At 73.2% G+C, this 18,675-nt stretch carries 18 protein-coding genes; 5 read left to right on the top strand and 13 right to left on the bottom strand.

The features are described from left to right. Positions 1 to 42: 42 nt before the first annotated feature. The 12 genes from ABZ919_RS39000 to ABZ919_RS38945 form a co-directional block, all read right to left on the bottom strand. Positions 43 to 1,326, bottom strand: coding sequence for an amidohydrolase family protein (locus ABZ919_RS39000; RefSeq protein ID WP_361258223.1), 1,284 nt, complete (start codon positions 1,324 to 1,326; stop codon positions 43 to 45). Further along, complete coding sequence (locus ABZ919_RS38995; protein WP_361258221.1) at positions 1,323 to 1,886, bottom strand: nuclear transport factor 2 family protein; 564 nt, start codon at positions 1,884 to 1,886, stop codon at positions 1,323 to 1,325. The genes ABZ919_RS39000 and ABZ919_RS38995 overlap by 4 nt, the downstream gene beginning before the upstream one ends. Then, positions 1,883 to 2,782 (bottom strand): methylenetetrahydrofolate reductase, encoded by a 900-nt coding sequence (locus tag ABZ919_RS38990; protein WP_361258303.1) that lies wholly within the window; start codon positions 2,780 to 2,782, stop codon positions 1,883 to 1,885. The genes ABZ919_RS38995 and ABZ919_RS38990 overlap by 4 nt, the downstream gene beginning before the upstream one ends. Positions 2,783 to 2,838: 56 nt before the next feature. Continuing rightward, positions 2,839 to 3,771 carry a carbohydrate kinase family protein gene (locus ABZ919_RS38985; protein ID WP_361258300.1) on the bottom strand — a complete coding sequence of 311 codons (933 nt, stop codon included), beginning with the start codon at positions 3,769 to 3,771 and terminating at the stop codon, positions 2,839 to 2,841. 22 nt (positions 3,772 to 3,793) lie between these two features. Next, the gene (gene metK / locus ABZ919_RS38980; protein WP_361258218.1) at positions 3,794 to 5,002 is read right to left on the bottom strand and encodes a methionine adenosyltransferase; all 1,209 of its coding nucleotides are present in this window, start codon (positions 5,000 to 5,002) and stop codon (positions 3,794 to 3,796) included. Between the two features lie 4 nt (positions 5,003 to 5,006). Next, on the bottom strand, positions 5,007 to 5,699 hold the full coding sequence (locus ABZ919_RS38975; protein ID WP_361258215.1) for a class I SAM-dependent methyltransferase: 693 nt from the start codon (positions 5,697 to 5,699) through the stop codon (positions 5,007 to 5,009). Then, complete coding sequence (locus tag ABZ919_RS38970) at positions 5,696 to 6,637, bottom strand: TauD/TfdA family dioxygenase (RefSeq protein WP_361258212.1); 942 nt, start codon at positions 6,635 to 6,637, stop codon at positions 5,696 to 5,698. The genes ABZ919_RS38975 and ABZ919_RS38970 overlap by 4 nt, the downstream gene beginning before the upstream one ends. Continuing rightward, positions 6,634 to 8,238: an AMP-binding protein gene (locus ABZ919_RS38965; RefSeq protein ID WP_361258209.1), complete on the bottom strand. Its 1,605-nt coding sequence runs from the start codon at positions 8,236 to 8,238 to the stop codon at positions 6,634 to 6,636. The genes ABZ919_RS38970 and ABZ919_RS38965 overlap by 4 nt, the downstream gene beginning before the upstream one ends. Then, entirely contained in the window at positions 8,225 to 8,872 is a 648-nt protein-coding gene (locus ABZ919_RS38960) for a thermostable hemolysin (RefSeq protein ID WP_361258206.1), read from the bottom strand. The genes ABZ919_RS38965 and ABZ919_RS38960 overlap by 14 nt, the downstream gene beginning before the upstream one ends. Before the next feature lie 31 nt (positions 8,873 to 8,903). Continuing rightward, the gene (locus tag ABZ919_RS38955; protein ID WP_361258204.1) at positions 8,904 to 9,908 is read right to left on the bottom strand and encodes a methyltransferase; all 1,005 of its coding nucleotides are present in this window, start codon (positions 9,906 to 9,908) and stop codon (positions 8,904 to 8,906) included. Positions 9,909 to 10,196: 288 nt separating this feature from the next. After that, positions 10,197 to 11,651: an amidase family protein gene (locus ABZ919_RS38950; RefSeq protein ID WP_361258202.1), complete on the bottom strand. Its 1,455-nt coding sequence runs from the start codon at positions 11,649 to 11,651 to the stop codon at positions 10,197 to 10,199. 46 nt (positions 11,652 to 11,697) lie between these two features. Next, positions 11,698 to 12,309, bottom strand: coding sequence for a flavodoxin family protein (locus ABZ919_RS38945; protein WP_361258199.1), 612 nt, complete (start codon positions 12,307 to 12,309; stop codon positions 11,698 to 11,700). A 528-nt stretch (positions 12,310 to 12,837) separates the two neighbouring features. On the opposite strand from ABZ919_RS38945, the gene ABZ919_RS38940 reads away from it, so the two are divergent. Continuing rightward, positions 12,838 to 13,188: a hypothetical protein gene (locus ABZ919_RS38940; RefSeq protein ID WP_361258196.1), complete on the top strand. Its 351-nt coding sequence runs from the start codon at positions 12,838 to 12,840 to the stop codon at positions 13,186 to 13,188. A 184-nt stretch (positions 13,189 to 13,372) separates the two neighbouring features. Here ABZ919_RS38940 and ABZ919_RS38935 read toward each other — a convergent pair whose 3' ends face one another. Continuing rightward, positions 13,373 to 14,833, bottom strand: coding sequence for a protein kinase (locus ABZ919_RS38935; protein WP_361258193.1), 1,461 nt, complete (start codon positions 14,831 to 14,833; stop codon positions 13,373 to 13,375). Positions 14,834 to 15,064: 231 nt separating this feature from the next. On the opposite strand from ABZ919_RS38935, the gene ABZ919_RS38930 reads away from it, so the two are divergent. From ABZ919_RS38930 to ABZ919_RS38915, 4 genes are all read left to right on the top strand, one after another. Then, positions 15,065 to 15,430, top strand: coding sequence for a hypothetical protein (locus ABZ919_RS38930; protein WP_361258190.1), 366 nt, complete (start codon positions 15,065 to 15,067; stop codon positions 15,428 to 15,430). Between the two features lie 95 nt (positions 15,431 to 15,525). Next, complete coding sequence (locus ABZ919_RS38925; RefSeq protein ID WP_361258187.1) at positions 15,526 to 16,734, top strand: MFS transporter; 1,209 nt, start codon at positions 15,526 to 15,528, stop codon at positions 16,732 to 16,734. Between the two features lie 340 nt (positions 16,735 to 17,074). Further along, entirely contained in the window at positions 17,075 to 17,509 is a 435-nt protein-coding gene (locus tag ABZ919_RS38920; RefSeq protein ID WP_361258184.1) for a hypothetical protein, read from the top strand. A 21-nt stretch (positions 17,510 to 17,530) separates the two neighbouring features. Beyond that, entirely contained in the window at positions 17,531 to 18,379 is an 849-nt protein-coding gene (locus ABZ919_RS38915; RefSeq protein WP_361258181.1) for a class I SAM-dependent methyltransferase, read from the top strand. Positions 18,380 to 18,675 lie beyond the last annotated feature (296 nt).

The following is an 18,675-nucleotide window of genomic DNA, read 5'->3' as shown; positions in this document are numbered from 1 at the left end:
TGCGCCCGGCCCAGGGTCGGCCGGGCCCGCCGAAGCCGGCTCTCACCTCCTCGGCGCCGGCTCCCGCAGCCGGTCGCGTACCGCCGCGGCGCGTTCCAGCAGCCGGGACAGACCGGGGTGCAGCAGCCTGCCGTCGCGCTTGACCACGCGGCCGGCCACGAGCACCGTCTCCACATCACCCGGGCCCATGGCCGAGACCACCGTCCCCACGGCGTCGTACACCGGAAGCACCCCGGGCCGGTCGGCGCGCAGCACCACCACGTCCGCCTGCTTGCCCGGGGTGAGCGACCCCGTCAGACGCCCCAGGCCCAGCACCTCCGCGCCGGCGATCGTGGCGTACTCCAGCAGGTCCCGGGTCGTGGGCAGGGCGGCCGGCCCGTCCGGCCCCACGGTCCGGCCCTGCAGGGCCGCCAGGCGCGCCACCTGGAAACCCGTGCGCATCGGGCCGAACAGATCGGCCGCGGCGGCCACTTCGACGTCCGTGCTCAGACCCGGCCGCAGGCCCGCCGCGGCCGCCGCCCCGAAGGGCGGCAGGCCGTGGCCCATGGTCATCTCGATGGCGGGCGCGATCGAGAGCGCCGCGCCGCTGTCGCGCATCAGCCGAAGCTCGCCCTCTTCCAGGCCCGTGCCGTGGATGAAGACGGTGCCGGGCCTGAGCACGCCCAGCCGGTGCAGCCGGGACACCGGCCGGCCGCCCCGCACGTGCAGGGCGGCCGGAACGGCCAGGTCCCGGGCCAGGGACCAGATCCGCCGGATGTCGTCCTCCCCGCCGGCGTCGGCGTCCAGGGCCATGGTCACCAGGGCGTCACCCGTGCCGAGACGGGTCTCGCGGACACGGCGGGCGTCCTTCGCCGGGCCCGACCCGTAGGCGAACACACAGCGCACGCCCGAGGACTCCAGGGCGTCGAGGAGGGCGTCGGTGTGCTCGGGAGTGGGCTTGCCGACGTTCGAGACGTCCTGGACCGTGGTCACCCCGGAGTCGAGGGCCGCCAGCGCGCTGAGCGCGTTGCCGACGTACAGGTCGTCCGGGGTGAGCCGGGGGCCCAGGGAACCGAGGACGGTCTCGAAGTACTCCCCGAGCGTCTGGTCGGCTCCGCAGCCGCGCAGCACCGCCTGCCACATGTGCCGGTGCGTGTCGACGAAACCGGGCAGCACCAGGCGGCCGCGGGCGTCGATGCGGTCGTCGACGTCCGCGGCCCCGGCGTCCGGGCCGACGGACCGGATGACGCCGTCCTCCACCAGCACGTCGGCGCACGGCAGTTCCCCGATCGCGGGGTCCATGCTCAGGACGTGCCCGCCCGCGATGAGGGTACGGCGTCCGTTCACGCCCGGCCCCAGCCCTGCGGAGGGTCGTAGCGGCCGGTGCGGAGAATCCAGTACTCGCTGTTGCGCGTGCACAGCCGTTCCGATCCCACGGTCCCGAAGGTCAGGACGTTGGTCTCGATCAGGGTGATCCAGTGGTCCCCGTCCGGATTGGCGGCCGGGGCACGCAGGGTGACCCACATCTCGACGGCCGCCCGGTCGCCGGTGACGACCGGGGTGCCCTGCCGGTAGCCGATGTCGGACTGCCCCGAGGTGACGTCACGCCAGTACTGGCCGATCGCGTCCCGGCCCCGGTAGGTCTGGGTCTCGTCGCCGGGCACCGCCTCGTACAGGGCGTCGGGGGTGAAGAGGCGGACGGCGGCCGCGGCGTCCTTGGTGCGCCAGGCCTCCAGGTAGGCGGTGGTCCACCGGGACACGAAGGCGCAGGTGAGCCCCTGGCCCCCGGACTGCTCGCCGGACGGGGCGGCGACCGCCTGCCCGGCGAGAGCCGGTGTCGCCGTCAGCAACGGCACGGCGGCGACACCTGCGCGGAACAGGGAACGGCGGGCGGGTCGGAGAGTCATACGCGCTCGGCTTCCAGTCGGAGGGACGACGCCACCGTGGGCCGCGTCCCGATGCCGAGGGCTTCGAGAACGTGCCGAGTGGCCGCCGTGGTGTTCAGGGAATAGAAGTGCAGGGCCGGAACGCCCTCGTCCAGCAGCCGCGCGCACAGGCGCACGGCGGCGTCGAGGCCGGCGGCGCGGAACGCCGCGGGCTCGTCGGCATACCGCATCAGGGCCCGCATCTGCTCGGGCTCGCCGCGCACCCCGGACAGTTCGAGCGCCTTGCGCAGCACCTTGGGGGTGGTCATCGGCATGACGCCGGGCAGCAGCGGCACGTCGCAGCCCTGCCCCTCGAGCCGGTCCCGCAGCCGCAGGAACGCCTCCACGTCGAAGAAGAGCTGCGCCACCGCGAAGTCCGCGCCGGCCCGGATCTTGCGCACCAGGTGTGCGAGGTCCGAGGCGGCGTCGGGCGAGCGCGGATGCCCGTGCGGGAAGGCGGCCACACCGACGCAGAAGTCGCCGAGGGTGCGGGCCAGCGCCACCAGTTCAGCGGCGTGGGTGAGGCCCTGCGGGTGGGCGGTCCACTCGCCCCCCGGGTCACCGGGCGGGTCACCGCGGACCAGCAGCAGGTTGCGTACGCCGGTGGCCGCGTACCACGACAGGGCGTGCCGCAGTTCGGCGACCGAGTGGCCCACCGCCGCCAGGTGGGCGACGGTGCACAGGGTGGTCTGCTCGCGCAGCCGGGCCGTGGTCTGCACCGTACGCTCCCGGGTGCTGCCGCCGGCGCCGTACGTCACCGACGCGAACACCGGGGCGAGCGGCTCCAGTTCGCGCACGCACCGCCACAGCCGGGTCTCGCCCGCCGGGTCGCGCGGCGGGAAGAACTCCACCGAGAACAACGGGCCGGGCCGCCGCAGCGCCGACGTGACGGTGACGTCACGGCCACCGCCGCCGCCCCTTGGGAGGCTGCCGGTCACCGTCCCACCCCCGCGAGGGCCCGTTCCCGCACCGACGCATAACTCGCCTCGTAGTCCTGGCTGCCGACCGACTCCAGAGCGGTGGCGGCCAGCGCGCAGCCGGTCCTGACCGCCTCCGTGTCGTCGCGGCCGCGGGCGTGTTCGGCGAGGAAGCCCGCCCGGAAGGCGTCGCCCGCCCCCGTGGGGTCGGCCACGCGCGGGACGGGGACGGCGGGCACGGTCACGGCGGGGGCGGCGTGCCGCTCGATCCGGGCGCCGTCGGCACCGAGCGTGACGACCCACGCGCCGACCCGGCGCAGCACCTCCTCGCCGCTCAGACCGGTGCGCTGCAACAGCAGCGCCTGTTCGTAGGCGTTCGTGAACAGATAGCGCGCGCCCTCGAACAGGCCGGGGATCGCGGCCGGTTCGAGGCGGGCCAGCTGCTGGGACGGGTCCGCCGCGAACGGCATGCCGTGGCGGCGGCACGCCTCTGCGTGCCGGACCATGGCGGCCGGGTCGTCGGGGCCGACGAGGACGAAGTCCGCGTCGCCGAAGCACTCCTCCAGCCGGATACCGGCGGCCTCGGCCATCGCCCCGGCGTAGAACGTGGCGATCTGGTTCTGGTCCCGGTCGGTGGTGCACACGAACCGTGCGGTGTGCCGGGTGCCGGAGATCCGCACGGGCGAGGTGTCCACGCCCGCGGCCTCCAGCAGGGCGCGCTGCTCGGAGAAGTCCCGGCCGGCCGCGCCGACGAGCAGCGGGCGCAGACCCAGCCGGGCGAGCCCGTAGGCGATGTTGGCGGCGACGCCCCCGTGCCGCACCTGGAGGTCGTCGGCGAGGAAGGACAGCGACACGTGGTCGAGCCGGTCGGCCATCAGGTGCTCGGTGAACCGGCCCGGGAAGACCATCAGGTGGTCGGAGGCGATGGACCCGGTGACCGCGATGCGCAGCACGGGTTCCGTCAGACCGGGCTCAGACATCGGCGGCGTCCTTCAGCGCGGCGGCCCGGTCCAGCCGCTCCCAGGGCAGGTCGAGGTCGGTCCGGCCGAAGTGACCGTAGGCCGCGGTCTGCCGGTAGATCGGCCGGAGCAGCCCCAGGTCGCGGATGATCGCCGCCGGGCGCAGGTCGAAGACGTCGCGGATCGCGGCCTCGATCCGCACCGGGTCGACGGTCTCGGTGCCGAAGGTCTCCACGAACAGCCCGACCGGGGCGGCCTTGCCGATCGCGTAGGCGACCTGGATCTCGGCGCGTTCGGCGAGCCCGGCCGCGACGGTGTTCTTCGCCACCCAGCGCATGGCGTACGCCGCCGAACGGTCCACCTTGGAGGGGTCCTTGCCGGAGAAGGCGCCGCCGCCGTGCCGGGCCATCCCGCCGTACGTGTCGACGATGATCTTGCGTCCGGTGAGTCCGGCGTCGCCGACCGGACCGCCGGTGACGAAGCGGCCGGTGGGGTTCACCAGGGTGCGCAGCCCGTCGGTGGCGAGGTCGAGGGCCTCCAGCTCCGGCTTGATCACATGGGCGAGCAGGTCGGGTTCGAGCAGCCCGGACAGGCTGACGCCGTCGGCGTGCTGCGCGGAGACGACGACGGTGTCGAGGCGCACCGGGCGCTGTCCGGCGTACTCGACGGCGACCTGGGTCTTGCCGTCGGGCCGCAGGTAGGGCAGCAGACCGTCCTTGCGGACCTGGGTGAGGCGGCGGGCGAGCCGGTGCGCGAGCGTGATGGGCAGCGGCATCAGCTCGGGCGTCTCCGAGCAGGCGTAACCGAACATCAGGCCTTGGTCGCCGGCACCCTGACGGTCGAGGTCGTCCTCGGTGCCGCCGTCCTGGCGGGTCTCGTACGCCGCGTCGACGCCCTGGGCGATGTCGGGCGACTGGGAGCCGATGGAGACGTTGATGCCGCAGGAGGCGCCGTCGAAACCCTTGCCGGACGAGTCGTATCCGATGCCGGTCACCACGTTCCGCACGATGGCGGGGATGTCGGCCCAGGCGCGGGTCGTCACCTCGCCCGCCACGTGCACCTGACCGGTGGTGACCAGGGTCTCGACGGCCACGCGCGCGTGCGGGTCGTCGGTGAGCAGTGCGTCGAGGATCGCGTCGGAGACGGCGTCCGCGACCTTGTCGGGGTGGCCCTCGGTGACCGACTCGCTGTTGAACAGCCGGCCTCGGGGTGAAGTGGACATGTCCTCAGGCTCCTTCGCCGGTCGGGCGCGGGCGGGTGCGTACGGTCAGTTCGATGCCGTCGCCCAGCGGAAGCTGCTGGGACAGATAGCCGTTGCCGGGCTCGCGGACGTGTGCGAGGAATTCCTCCGGCAGCATCGGCAGGTTGTCGGAGACGATCAGCGCGCCGTCCGCCAGGGCCGGTTCGAGGACCCGCAGGACCGGCAGGTACAGCTCCTTCCAGCCGTCCAGGAGCAGCAGGTCGATCGGGCCCGGCAGGTCGGACAGCTCCTTGCGGGCGTCACCGGTACGGATCTCGACGAGGTCCAGCAGGCCCGCCCGCTCCAGGTGGGCGCCGGCCCGCCGGGCCTTGCCCGGGTGGAGTTCGGAGCCGATGACCCGGCCGGTGCCGTTGTCGCGCACCGCGGCGGCCAGGTACAGCGTCGAGGCACCGAAGGACGTCCCGAACTCGACCACGAGCTGGGGGCGCACGCCACGCACCAGTTGGTAGAGCAGCGTGCCGACCTGCGGGTGCACCGGCAGGGCGGCCTCGGCGCACAGCTCGGCCGCCTGCTCCGGGGTGGGCGGCGCCGGCCAGTCGGCGACCGTGTCGTAGGCCCGCCGCATCACGTCGTCGTCGTGCCGGGCGCCCTGGGCGATGTCGTCCAGTACGGCCGTGATCCGGGGGTCGGTGAGCGCGTGGGGGACCGCCTGGGTCATCGGTCCTCGCCTCCCGCTGTGACAGCGTCGACCAGCTCGCGGCGGATGTAGCTCTGGGCGTTGTAGATGGTGCGGTCGGTGTCGAGGATCTCCCGTCGGCCGTGCATCACCCGGGTGTTGTCGATCAGTGCGACGTCGCCGTCCTGCCAGTCGATGTCCTCGGTCAGCTCGTCGGTGAGGGACTTCAGCTCGGCCTGCAGATCAGCGGGGATCTCCTTGCCGTCCTGCAGGGTGATCCGGGGCGTCTCGTAGTTGTACGACGGCCCGAAGATGCTGTTGGCCCAGGCGAGCCGGGTGCCGAACAGGGTGCTGTGGGCGGCACCGGTGGTGTACGCGTACCGGATCGCGCCGTCCTCCTCCAGGGTCAGGTGCGTGTGCGGGTCCGCGCCGACCAGCGCCTCCATGTCGGCGAAGGTGATGTCGGCCGGTGCCTTGCGGCCCTCCAGCTGGTGGGCGACGAAGGCCTTCCACTTGGGCTCCTCGACCCGCCGGCTGTAGGTGATCGGGCCACCGCCGAAGACCGCACGGGCGCGCGGGCTCGACGCGTCCCACACCCGGTAGCCGTCGCAGACGGTGGTCTGGGAGCCGGCGGAGGCGGCCTTTTCGCAGAAGAACCAGGTCAGGTCGGGGCCGAAGGGGCTGTTGCCGTTCTCCAGGTGCAGCCCGACGGCCGCGGTGCCCGCGTCGACCTTCTGGGCCACCTCGCCGCCGTGGAAGCTGCGGGCCGGGTCGAGCGTGATCCGTGCGGAGTGCGCCTTGACGAACGCCGTGAATTCCTCCAGGTCCGTGCGGAAGCCGCGGAACAGCAGGAATCCGGAGCCCGCGAGCAGCCCGGTGACCCAGGCGGGGTCGAGGGTGCCGAGCGAGTCCGGTCCACCCGCGACAACGAGCTTCCCGGTCGCCGCGCCGTAGGGGCGGACGTCGGCGGTGCTGGTCATGCTTCTGCTCCTTCGTTGGCTTCGATGGCTCGGTCGGCTTCGCCGGCGTGCAGCGTTCCGTTGACAAGGTCGTGCTGGACGGCCGTCCTCATGGGCCTGCCGGTGACGGTGAAGTACCGGCGGTACAGCCCCTCGGAGGCGGTGACGATGTGCGGCTGCGCCACCCTTTCCACCTGCGACAGGTGCTCCTCGCCGAAGGCGCGTACCGCCTTCTCGGCGTCGGCCAGATCGACGCAGCCGTCGACCAGGAACAGGCCGTGCAGAGCGGTCAGGCCGTCACCGACCACGGCCACCGCCCGGACGAACGGCAGTTGGGCGTACTGGGCCTCGACCCACTCCGGGGCGACGTTGCGGCCGGCCGCCGTCACGATGACGTTCTTCTTGCGTCCGGTGATGCTGATGAAGCCGTCCTCGTCGACGGCCGCCAGATCGCCGGTGTGCAGCCAGCCGTCGGTGTCCAGCACGAGGCTGGAGGGGTCGTTGCGGGTGTAACCGGCGAACAGTGAGGTGCTGTTGACCAGCAGTTCGCCGTCGTCCGCGACACGGACGGTGACGTGCGGCAGCGGGCGTCCCACCGTGCCGGTGCGGCGGGCGGAGGGGGTGTTCCAGCTGACCACGGAGCTGTTCTCGGACAGTCCGTAGCCCTCGTGGACGGGCAGCCCGTGCCGCTCCAGCCGACGCAGCAGCTCCGGGTGGACGGGTGCGCCGCCGCAGCAGACGAGCGGTGTCTCAGCGGTCCCGAACAGGGCCGTGGTGACGGGCTCGCCCGCGTCGAGCGCCGCGTCCACGCGGACGGCGAACGCCTCGACCAGTGCCGGGGTGGCGACCATCGCGGTGGGCCGGGCCGCCGCGACGTGGGGCAGGACGTCGGCCGGTGCGGCCGCCGCGGTGCCGACCAGCGGCATGTCCTCGGGAAGCAGCACCAGGGTGCCGCCGTCGAGGAGGACCAGGTACAGGCCGGTGACCTGCTCGATCAACAAGCTGAACGGCACGACCGACAGGTAGCGGGTGAACGCTCCCTCGGGCATCACCGTGCGCAGCGAGGTCAGCAGCGCGTCGAGGCCGTGGGCCCTGATGCGTACGCCCTTGGGCCGCGAGGTGGTGCCCGAGGTGTGGATGACCTTGCACTCCCAGTCGGCCGCGGTGTCCGGGTCGCCGGGGGACGCGAGGTGCAGGGGCGCGTCGGGCACCGGCCCATCGGCGGTCACCGGCAGCAGGGCGCAGTCGGCGCCGAGGACCCGCCGCCTGCCCCACTGCTCCAGCCGCTCCTGCCCGGCCCGGTCCACCAGGCACAGGTCCACGCCGTCCAGCAGTCCCGCCGCCTGCTCGGCGGAGAAGGCCAGCGGGACGGGCACCTCGACCGCCCGCCCGGCGATCAGCGCCAGGTCGGCGATCACGAACTCCGGGGTGTTCCCGCAGACCACGCCGACCCGCGGGGCCCGCCCGTCGACGGGCCGCAGCCGCCCGGCGAGGGCCTGGGCCCGCCGGCTCACCTCGCGGTAGCTCAGGCTCCTGACCGGTGTGCCGCCAAAGCCCTGCACCTCGACCAGCGGGCGGTCCGACTCCGCCATCCGGACCAGTGCCCGTTCAACGAGTCGCATGCTCGACTTCCTCGCACTCGGGGATGTGGAACTGCAGCTCGGTGACGGTGTATCGGCCGGTGGAGTCGGCGAACAGCCGGTGCAGGGAGTTGAGCGGGATGACCCCGACGGTGGGTTCGTGGGCGTAGTACGTGCCCCAGCGGCCCAGTTCCGCCGGCGCGATCCGGCCGGGGTCGGCCGGCCCGATCGGCACGAAGGCGATCCCGACCCGGTGCAGGGTGGTGACCAGGCTCCGCGTGGCGGTGCACAGGATGTACTCCATCCCCAGGCACCAGGACATGATGGGTGTGGCGCGGATCAGTTCGCGGCCGGCGGTGCGCCGCGCGCTGGCCAGCGCGCCGACCTCGACCACCCGGCTGCGGTCGGCCGAGGTGCCGAGGGCCGCCTTGATGGCACCCTCGATGTCGGTGTCGAGGTACCGCTCGGAGAACAGGGGACGGTCGTCGCCGAACGTCAGCCCGGCACAGGCCACGACCTCGCCGTCGCCGCCCGCGTCCCCACTGGGTCCGGCGACGATGAAGAGATCGGGGTTCGGGTCCACGTCCGCCTGGTACGACGTGGCGTACACCTGGTGCGCAAGGTCCGCTGCGGTCTGCCATTGCCGGGTGGACCGGCGGGCCAGAGCGATCTGCACGCTGTTTCTCCTCCCCCTCGGCCGGACACCGTCACTTGGTGCCTATGACCAGGGACACGGAGGACGGCAGCTGAATCTGCTCGACACCGCCGAGTCCGGCATCCGTGAGCCAGCCGGAGATCTCCGGGAAGCTGTAGGTGCGGTCGCCCGAGCAGGCGAACATCGCGAGGCTGAACGCCGCGTTGTGCGCGTCGAGTTCCGCACCGCGCACGTCCTCCAGGACGACGATCCTGCCGCCGGGCCGCAGTGCCTTGGCGGCGCGGGCGATCAGGTCGCGGTTCTCCTCGTCGGTGTGGTTGTGCACGATCTCGAAGAGGAACACGACGTCGTAGCCGGAGCCGAGGTCACCGCTGAGGAAGCTGCCCCGGCGCAGGGAGACCCGGTCGGCGAGGCCGGCCTTCTCGATGGCCGGGCCGGTGTTGGCGAGCGCCTCGTCCAGGTCCATGATCGTCGCCGTGAGCTCGGGGTGACGCCGGCACATGGCCATGGAGTGCAGGCCGTGCGAGCCACCGAGGTCGAGCAGTTTGCGGGCGCCCTCGGGCAGTTCGACGGCGTCGACGATGGAGTCCACCGTGAGCCGGGACTTGATCTTCATGTACTCGGAGAAGTCCCGGCCGGCGTCGGGGTTGTTCTCCCAGCGCTCCCACAGCGACTCGGCGGGCTTGCCGTCCCGGACGGCCTGCGGCAGCTCCCACATCACGTTGATCAGCTCGTACGCCCACAGCAGCGCGGGGGTGAAGTCGTACTCGACCTTCTCGCCCAGCCAGCGCTCGGCGAGCGGGCCGTTGCGGTAGCGCCCGTCCTCCCGGGTGAGCCAGCCGAGTACGGCGACCACGTCGGCGACGGCGCGGATGCCGTCGGCCGTGGCGCCGACCGCCTGGGCGAGTTCCTCGGCGCTGAGCGGGCCCCGCTCCTCCAGGGTGGCGAAGAGGCCCAGTTTGGCCGCGGTGGTGAGTGCGGCGTAGTGGATGGTGCCGCCGATCACCTCGTCGATCGGGTTGCCGGTCAGCTGCTCGTCGGTGGTGGTCTGGAACATGGTTCAACCTCCTGTTGTGGGCAGGGTTGTCGCCGCGTACGAGGCACGCGGTGGTCGGCGTGGGTACGACGGACGGTGGGCGGTGGGGCGCGGGGTGGGACGCCCCTGGCCGCTACGCGCGTTGCGGAGGCCGTGCGGCCGCTCGCTCCGTGAGGGCGTGGTCCGGCCGGACGGGAGCGATGCCGGCAGGGGTGGATGCGGGCGTGCGTCACCGCCGCCGGTTCGGGGGGCGGTGTGTGCGGGTGCGGGGCCCGGCGCAGAGCATGGGCCGCCGGCGCCGATAAACCGTCAGGGCTGGGTGAATGGTGGCTTCCGCCGGGCCCAGGGCCGGGCCTGTTCCAGCTGGGCCGCCAGGGCGAGCAGGGTGTGTTCGTCCCCGTACCGTCCGGTGAACTGCACTCCGATGGGCAGCCCCGCCGCGTCGTGGTACAGGGGTACGGACATGGCCGGCTGGCCGGTCAGATTGGCCAGGGGGGTTTCGTGGGCGAAGGCCAGCGCCCGGTCGAGCTGTTGCTCGGGGGTACCGTGCGCGCAGAAGCCGAGGGGTGGTGGTGGGGAGGCCGTGACGGCCGAGATCAGCACGTCGTAGGTGTCGTGGAAGGCCGCGAGAGCTCTGGCGGTGCGCTGCAGGTGGCCGATCCGGAGCAGATAGTGCGCCCCCGACAGGGAGCGGCCCCGCTCGTAGAGCCACCAGGTGAGTTCCTCGACGGCTTCCGGCGCGGGGGTGCGCCCGGCCACGGCGCTCTGGGCGGTGACCGCCGAGGACACCCCGGCCGCCCACACGTCGAGGAAGGCGTCGGCGACATCGGGCATCGCCGGAGCAGGCGCGTCCTCGGTGACGGTGTGTCCGAGGTCCGCGCACAGCCGGGCGGCCTGCAGGACGGCCCCGGCGCACGAGGCGTGCAGGGTGCCGGTGCCGTCGCGGGTGGTGAAGGCGATGCGCAGCGGGCGCGGGGGCTTCTCGACGGCGTCGCGGAACGGTCCGGGCGGCGGTGGCGCCGGGTAGGGATCGCCGGGCGCGGGACCGGCGATCAGGTCCAGGGCCGCCGCGCTGTCCCGTACCGAACGGCTCACCACGTGCTCGCCGGCGAGTCCGTTCATGAGGTCGCCCACCTGGGGGCCGAGCGGGGTGCGGGCCCGGGTGGGCTTGAGGCCGAAGACTCCGCAGCACGCGGCCGGGATACGGATGGAACCCCCGGCGTCGTTGGCATGGGCGAGCGGCACCAGGCCCGCCGCCACGGCCGCCGCGGCACCGCCGCTGGATCCGCCCGCGGACCTGCCGAGGTCCCACGGGTTGCGCGTGGGGCCGTGCCGGCGGGGTTCGGTCGTGGGTAGGACGCCGAATTCGGCCGAGTTGCTCCTGCCGACGATGAGCAGCCCACCGGCCTTGAACCGCTCGACCAGCGTGCTGTCCTCGTCGGGAACGAACCCCGCCAGCAGACCTGACCCCTGGGTGGCCTCCAGTCCGGCGCAGGGCGCCCCCAGGTCCTTGAGCAGGAAGGGCACGCCGGCCAGGGGCCCGGGGTGCTCCGGTCCGGTCAGCGCTGAGCGGAACTCCGGGTCTCCGGCCTGCTTCCGGGCCCGTTCGTAGTCGGTGATGGGCACCGCGCCGACCGTGGCGTTCGCCGCCTCGATCCGCCCGATCGCGGCCTCGACCAGTTCGTCCGCACCGATCTGGCCCGTCCGGACCAGATCGGCTTGGGCATGTGCGTCGAGCCATGCCAGTTCGTGCCGGTCAGTCATCCCCACGTCCCCCCACAGGTTTCGACTGCGATGTCGTGCCCGCTGGTCAGGCGGACGCGCCCTCGAAGTCCACGGCCTGGCGTCCGGCAAGGAAGACGTGCGTGGTCTCGGCGATGCGACGGCCCAGGGCCTCGGCGGTGCGCAGGTCGCTGGGGCCCGGTGTGACGTCGGGTCCCTCGTCGTTGTTGGCCTGGGACATGGCGCCGAGCCAGCTGCCGAGCCGGTTGAGGTCCTCCGGGCTGCCGGCCGAGGTGTTCCAGCCGCCGTACTCGGCGAGGCCGACCCAGATCATGCCGTGCTGGGCGGCGAACAGGGCGATGTCGAACAGCGTGTTGAGCTTGTCGCCGGACATGTTGCCGCTGTTGGTGAAACCGCCGGCGATCTTGTTCTTCCAGCGGAGGTTGTCTCCCCAGACCTTGCTCGTGGCTTCGATGAAGGCACGGAAGACGGCACTGCTGCCGCCCATGTAGGTGGGCGTCCCGAAGATGATCGCGTCGGACTCCTGGAGCGTCTCCCACAGTTCGTCGGTCAGCTCAGCGAGCGAGACGAGCGTGACCTCGGTGTCCGGGACCTTCTCCGCCCCGGCCGCGACGGCAGCCGCCTGCTTCGCCGTGTGCCCGTAACCGCTGTGGTACGCCACAGCCACCTTGACCTGCATGACTTCCCCCTTGAGCGAGAGTGCCCGGAGCGGCGGATTTACTTGTCCGTAAAGCATCTCGGAAAGCTTTGATGGCAGTGACTGTACCCAGGCGCCGAGCCGGAAGGCAAGCAGCTCCGGACAGTCGGCGCGTCGCCGTCCGCCACGGCTCCGGCGGCCAGGACGTCCGGCGGCGGCAACGGGTCCCCCGAACGGAGACCCCGCGTCGTTACGGAACCTATTGGGCCGTTCGAGGGAGGCAGCGGCGTCGGGACTGTCGGGGACATGACGGACCGTCAGATCGTTTTGGCTGCTCACAGGGTGTCGCGGGACCAGGACAGGGCCGACCCCCGGAGCCTCCCCAGGATCGATGGCCCATACAAGGGAGAGTTACGGATATATGTGTGCTTTGTAACGCGAATCTTTCCCTCGACCGTGAGCGGCCGTTGCGGGCCACAGTGTGGGCCTCGGCACCTGAGCCGGGAATTTCGGATTTGCACGACCGGCCCTCACCGGGGTCGATGTGCACGAACGTGAGGTGACAGATTCATGTCTGTTTCTCGTACGGCGGTCCGCCTGATCGCCACCTGCGTGGCTTCGGGCGCTCTCGTCGCCGCGGCCGCCATGCCGGCCCTGGCCGCCGGAACCGACCACGACCGCGACAACGGGAGGGGCTACTCGCACAGCCGCTGGAGCGACCACGACCACGACGGCCGCGGCGACCGGGGCTGGGGCCGGGACCACGACCACGACCGGGACCACGACCGGGGCTGGCACCACGGCTGGCACCGCGGCTGGCACCAGGGCTGGGGCCGGGGCTGGGACCGGGACCACGGCCGCCACCACGGCTGGTACCACGACCGGGACCGGGACCACGACCGGTACTTCGGTCACCGCTAGCCCGCCTCACGGGTCCTGCCGGGACCGGGAGGCCGGCCACACGCACTGCCTCCCGCCGTCATAGCCGGCACGACCGCCCCAACCACCGGAGGGCCGAAGACCGCTCGCAGCGGTCTTCGGCCCTCCGGCCACGTCGTCGCACCGTACGGTCCTTGCCCGGGCACCGCACCGCACCCGCCGCCCCTCAGTCGCTGTCCTTGTGCGTGGGGTAAGGCTGGGGCCCGTCGGCCTGTGCGGGCGGCTGCGGAGCGCCGTGCGGCGCGTGGCGGGTGTGGTCGTCCGTGTCCCGGGGGTGGTGCGGACCCCGCTTGCGGGGTGCGGCACCGTGATGTCGGGCCGGCGCCCCGTGCGCCGGCGCTGCCCGGTCGGACGGGCCCAGGCTCCTGGAGGCGGAGCCGGCGGGAAATCCGGTCGACGCCGCCGGACCGGACGCGCCGACTGTCCTGGAGGCGGGCCGGGCGGGAGATCCCGCCGGTGGAACGGCACTGGGCCCGCTTCGGGGAAGCGCCGTGCCGGAGGACGGGTGGGCGGGGGTCGTTGCGGTCGAGTTCAAGTCGGCGCGCTCGTCGCTGTCCCCGCCGACCGCCGGGGCGACGGCGAGGGTCGTTCCCAGGGCCACCGAGAGTGCGGCCAGGGCGGTCCCCACCGCCAGGCGTCGGCTGTGCCGGGTGCCGCCGGGAACGCCGGGCCTGGTGACCGCCACCTCCTGTGTACGGACGGGCTCGTCCGCGCCGGGGCGAGCGGCAGGGGGCGCCGGGAGGCGGGCCGCCGGGGGTGACGGCAGCGGGGAAGGACGTCTCCCGGCGTTCGAAGAGGAGAGGGCCCTCGCGCACTGCTCGGCGTCCGGGCGCGTCTCGGGGTCCCGGGCGGTCATGGCCCGCAGCAGCGCGGCCAGGTCGAAGGGGCACCAGGCGGGGACCGCGGGCGGGCGGTGCAGGCGGGCGAGCGCGGCCTCCAACGGGGTTCCCGGGTATTCCAGTTCCCCTTTCAGGCACTCCAGCAGGACCAGACCGAGCGCGTAGACGTCCGTGGCCGGCCCGACGGGCCTTCCCTCGACCTGCTCGGGGGCCAGATAGGCAGCGGTGCCCGTCAGCGCGTCGGGTGCCGTGCGACGCGTGGAGTTCGCCAGGCGTGCGATGCCGAAGTCGGCCAGGTGGGGGCTGCCGGCCGTGTCGAGCAGGATGTTCGACGGTTTGATGTCGCGGTGCACGATGCCGGCCCGGTGGACGTGTGCGAGCGCCCGCGCGAGGGCGGTGCCCAGATCGGCCACGCGCGGCAGGGGCAGCGCTCCGCCTGCCAGGAGGCTGCGCAGGGTGGGGCCGTTGACCAGTTCCATGACCAGGTAGGCGCGGTCGTCGTGGCGGCCGGCGTCGTGGACGGTGACCAGTCCGGGGTGCTGCAGGCGGGCGAGGAGGACGGCCTCCGCGGCGAGACGGTCGTCGTTCTGCGGATCGGAGCCCGGACGGAAGACCTTGACGGCCACGGGCCGCCGAAGGCGTGTGTCGACGCCTTCGTAGACGTCGGCCATGCCCCCCGATCCGATCTTCCTGCCCAGCCGGTAGCGGCCGGACAGGACGTGAGCGGAGGGCGGATCCGCTGGAACCGGCGCGGGAGCCGGCGGGGCTGCTGATCGGCGGGCCTTCATCGCGTTCTCCGTTGCTGTCACCGCGTACCGGACTCGGCCAGGGGGCCGTGCTGCACGGCGGGTACCCCGAGCCGCTGGCCGATATCCGGACGAAATCGGGCCCGCGCCCTGCCGGGGCAGCGGCCGGCCACGTGGTTCCGGTCGTTCCGAGGGCAACACCTGCCGGCAGGAGCCCACTTCGGCCTGGTCATCTATGCTGACCTGCGACGGCACAGGGGGAAGGGACGGCTGATGGCCTGGTACTGGTGGGTGCTCATCCTCTTCTGGACAGGTGGCTTCGGGTGGGCCGCCGACAACGTGCGCACCGCACTGCGCAACCGGCACGAGCGCAAGCTGGAGCTGCTGGAGGCGGCGAACCGGGAGCGCCTGGCCGTCGAAGCGGCGAAGAAACCCCCGGAGCCGGTGTGCGGATGTACGCACCATCTCGCCAAACACGACAAGCAGGGCCGTTGTCACGAACGCGTCGAGGTGCCGACGGCATGGGATGAGAACAAGAAACCGCTGCGGTACGAGGCCGGCGAGTGCAACTGCCGGCAGTACGTGGGACCGCAGCCCCTGTCCCAGGTGTTCGCGGAGGAACTGACCGACCGCGCCTGACCGCGGTGCCGGGGCTGGCCACTTCCGGTCGGGGGTCACTCCGGCCGCCCCGCACCTCTTGTCCACGAGGGCCCGCATCCCCCCAGAATCCGCCCATGCGGACCTACCAAGACGTCTTCAGGACACCGGAGTTCACCCCTCTCTTCGTGACGTCCACCCTTCAGGTCGCCGCCGTCACGGTGAGCGGCCTGGCTCTGGGCACGCTCGTGTACGCCGCGACCGGGTCACCCCTGCTCGCGGCGCTGAGCATGTTCGGGCCCTCGCTCGCCCGGGTCCTCGGCGCGGCGGTGCTGCTGTCGGCGGCCGACCGGGTGCCGCCGCGTACGGCGCTGGCCGGCCTCGCCGCGGTCTCGGCGGCGGGCACCGCCGTCCAGGCGGTGCCCGGACTGCCGCTGTGGGTGTCCTTCGTGGTCCTGCTGGCGCTGGGCGCGCTCGGCTCGCTGGGCGGCGGGGTCCGGTTCGGTCTGCTGAACCAGATCCTGGCCAAGGACGGCTATCTGCTGGGCCGTTCGGTGCTCAACATGGCCGGCGGCACCATGCAGATCTGCGGGTTCGCGGTCGGCGGCGTGCTGCTGACCGTGCTCTCGCCGCGCGGCACGCTGCTCGCGGGCGCGGCCCTGTACGCCGTCTCCGCCGTCACCGCGCGTTTCGGGCTCGCCGCCCGTGCGGCGCGCGCCACCGGGCGCCCGTCGGTCGCCGCCACCTGGCGCGACAACGCCAGCCTGCTCGCATCGCGGCCCCGTCGCACCGTCTACCTCGCGCTGTGGGTGCCCAACGGGCTGATCGTCGGCTGCGAGTCCCTCTTCGTGCCGTACTCCCCGCACCACGCGGGGCTGCTGTTCGCGTGCGCCGCCGTCGGCATGCTCGCCGGGGACACGCTCACCGGCCGGTTCGTGCCGGCGCGCCTGCGGGAGCGGCTCGCCGCGCCGCTGCGGCTGCTGCTGGCCGCCCCGTACCTGGTGTTCGCGCTGCACCCGGCGCTGCCCCTCGCGCTCGTCACCGTCGTCCTGGCCTCCGTGGGGTACGCCGCGAGTCTGATGCTTCAGGAGCGGCTGATGGAGCTGACCCCGGACGAGCTCAGCGGGCATGCGCTCGGGCTCGCCTCGACGGGGACGCTCGCCGGGCAGGGCTTCGCGGCGGCCCTCGCGGGAGCCGTCGCCGAACGCACGTCGCCCACGGCCGCGATGGCCACGATGTCGGTCCTGTCGGTGGCGGTCACCCTGACGCTGGCGCCGGGACTTCGGCCGCGGCGGACGGCGGCGGCCGCTCCCGCAGGCACGGGCGCGGACACCGTACGTCCGTGACGCCCCGCCTGGCCCCTTCTGGCCATGGCCGACATGCCCGGCTGTCTCTCTCTTCAGCCGATGCGGGGCGGACACGAGACTCGGTACGACCGGAGGGGCGGCGCCCACCGCCCGTACCGGAGAAGTCCCTACCGACGAAGGAGAAACCATGCCGAAGCGGATTCCGACCAGTGCCCTCCAGACGGCCGTGCGCGCCGCCGTCGTCCGCGCCCGCGCGAACCGTCCGGTCGCCGCGAGCGCCCGCTACGAGATGGGCGGCTGAGCCTTCACGGCCCAGCCCCGCCCGTCGTCCCGCGCAACAGCGTAAGAGTGCACGAGCGCACGAGGAGATGAAGCCGGCATGGACGAACAAGAGAACGTCGCATGGTGTCCGAGCGCCAAGCCCGACCGACCGGAAGCCGTTGTCCTGGGCGTCCATGCCGACTCCGAGGGCCTGACCTACCTGGAGACGCCGGTGCCCGCGGCGGAGGCGACCGCGATGCTGCCGCCCGATGTGCTGCCCACCCGGGTGCTCCGGTTCGCCGGCCACTGCTACGCGGAGTGCGCGCAGCGCGTCGGTGACAGCTGCGGCCTCGTCACGAAGGTCGCTCTGCACGCGCCCACCGCCACCGCGGCGAACCTTCCGCGCTGCCACCTGCGGCCGCGCTGCAAGTGGTGGCGCCAGGTCGGCGTCGACGCCTGCCACCGCTGTCCCCTCGTGGTCCACGACGTCCGCGAGGACGAGGAGCTGGCCAAGCGCATCGCCGACCCCGGTGTGGCACCGGACGATGTCTGACGGAAGGGGCGAGGACCGACGATGAGCGTGCAGACCGTACGACCCGGCACAGGGACGGCCCCGGTCCACAGGGACCGGACCCGCACGGACCCGGCCGGCCCGGACCCGGCCGGCCCGGACGCGGCGCGGTCACCGCGGGATCCGCGCACCGGTGACGCCTTCGGGGAGCTCGTGTCGCGCTGCTGGGACCTCGGGGTCCGCCCGGGCGCGGTGTTCGAGGTGCTGGAGCGCACGGACGGGGCCGTCTTCGCCACGGACACGTCCCACTGGTTCAGCGGCCCCGACGCCTGGCACGCGCCGGAACGGTGGGCCTGCGAGCAGGCCGCCGACCGGATCCTGGACATCGGCTGCGGACCCGGCCGGCACGCCGTCGTGCTCGCCGGCGCGGGCCACGACGTGACGGGCCTGGACGAGTCGCCGGGTGCCGTGCGCGTGGCACGGGAACGCGGCCTGACCGTTCACCTCGGTGAACTCGAGGCGGCGGGGGCGGAGTTGGGGACCTTCGACACGCTGCTCCTGCTGGGCAACAACCTGGGCTTTCTGCGCGGCCGGTCCGCGGCCCCCGCGGTCCTGGCCCGGCTGGCCCGGCTGGCGCGCCCCGGTGCGCGGCTCCTGGCGTCCAGCCGCGATCTGAGCGGCAGCACGGTAGCCGAGCACATCGCGTACCACGAGGCGAACCGCCGCGCGGGCCGGCTGCCGGGCGAGCACCGGGTGCGGATCCGTCACCGCGGCCTGGCGACCCCGTGGTTCGACTACCTGTACGCCTCCGTCGACGAGGTCGCGGAGCTGGTGCGGGACAGCCCGTGGCGGCTGGACGACGCCGACCAGGACGGCCCCGCGCTGGCGGTCCGGCTCACGCTGCGCGACTGAGGACACCCAGGGCGTGTCTGCCGCCGGAGCGGGAGCCCGGGTTTCGGGGCCGGGGCCGGGACCGGGAAAGCCGATGCCGGCACTCGGACGTGCGAGCCGCCCGGACCCGCCACGAACCGGCCGAACCCGAAAGCACCCCCGCCGAGCGGTACGTCCGCACGCCGTCAGCGGACGCCGTCCCCGCTCGGCACGGCCGTGGGGGGGGGGGGGGGGGGGGGGGGGGGGCCCCCCGCGGCGCCCCACACAGGTCGGGCCGCCCCCCCTTGCCGGTTTCACGGCGGCGCCTATCCGAACAC

Source organism: Streptomyces sp. NPDC046759, assembly GCF_040645475.1.
Classification (GTDB): Bacteria; Actinomycetota; Actinomycetes; order Streptomycetales; family Streptomycetaceae; genus Streptomyces.
This window is presented reverse-complemented; position numbering and strand designations above follow the sequence as displayed.

Coding starts and splice junctions, on each gene's coding strand:
- ABZ919_RS38930 (WP_361258190.1), top strand. CDS start 15,065: ATGGCCTGGTACTGGTGGGTGCTCATCCTCTTCTGGACAGGTGGCTTC.
- ABZ919_RS38935 (WP_361258193.1), bottom strand. CDS start 14,833: ATGAAGGCCCGCCGATCAGCAGCCCCGCCGGCTCCCGCGCCGGTTCCA.
- ABZ919_RS38920 (WP_361258184.1), top strand. CDS start 17,075: ATGGACGAACAAGAGAACGTCGCATGGTGTCCGAGCGCCAAGCCCGAC.
- ABZ919_RS38955 (WP_361258204.1), bottom strand. CDS start 9,908: ATGTTCCAGACCACCACCGACGAGCAGCTGACCGGCAACCCGATCGAC.
- ABZ919_RS38915 (WP_361258181.1), top strand. CDS start 17,531: ATGAGCGTGCAGACCGTACGACCCGGCACAGGGACGGCCCCGGTCCAC.
- ABZ919_RS38925 (WP_361258187.1), top strand. CDS start 15,526: ATGCGGACCTACCAAGACGTCTTCAGGACACCGGAGTTCACCCCTCTC.
- ABZ919_RS38950 (WP_361258202.1), bottom strand. CDS start 11,651: ATGACTGACCGGCACGAACTGGCATGGCTCGACGCACATGCCCAAGCC.
- ABZ919_RS38975 (WP_361258215.1), bottom strand. CDS start 5,699: ATGACCCAGGCGGTCCCCCACGCGCTCACCGACCCCCGGATCACGGCC.
- ABZ919_RS38995 (WP_361258221.1), bottom strand. CDS start 1,886: ATGACTCTCCGACCCGCCCGCCGTTCCCTGTTCCGCGCAGGTGTCGCC.
- ABZ919_RS38970 (WP_361258212.1), bottom strand. CDS start 6,637: ATGACCAGCACCGCCGACGTCCGCCCCTACGGCGCGGCGACCGGGAAG.
- ABZ919_RS38965 (WP_361258209.1), bottom strand. CDS start 8,238: ATGCGACTCGTTGAACGGGCACTGGTCCGGATGGCGGAGTCGGACCGC.
- ABZ919_RS38945 (WP_361258199.1), bottom strand. CDS start 12,309: ATGCAGGTCAAGGTGGCTGTGGCGTACCACAGCGGTTACGGGCACACG.
- ABZ919_RS38940 (WP_361258196.1), top strand. CDS start 12,838: ATGTCTGTTTCTCGTACGGCGGTCCGCCTGATCGCCACCTGCGTGGCT.
- metK (WP_361258218.1), bottom strand. CDS start 5,002: ATGTCCACTTCACCCCGAGGCCGGCTGTTCAACAGCGAGTCGGTCACC.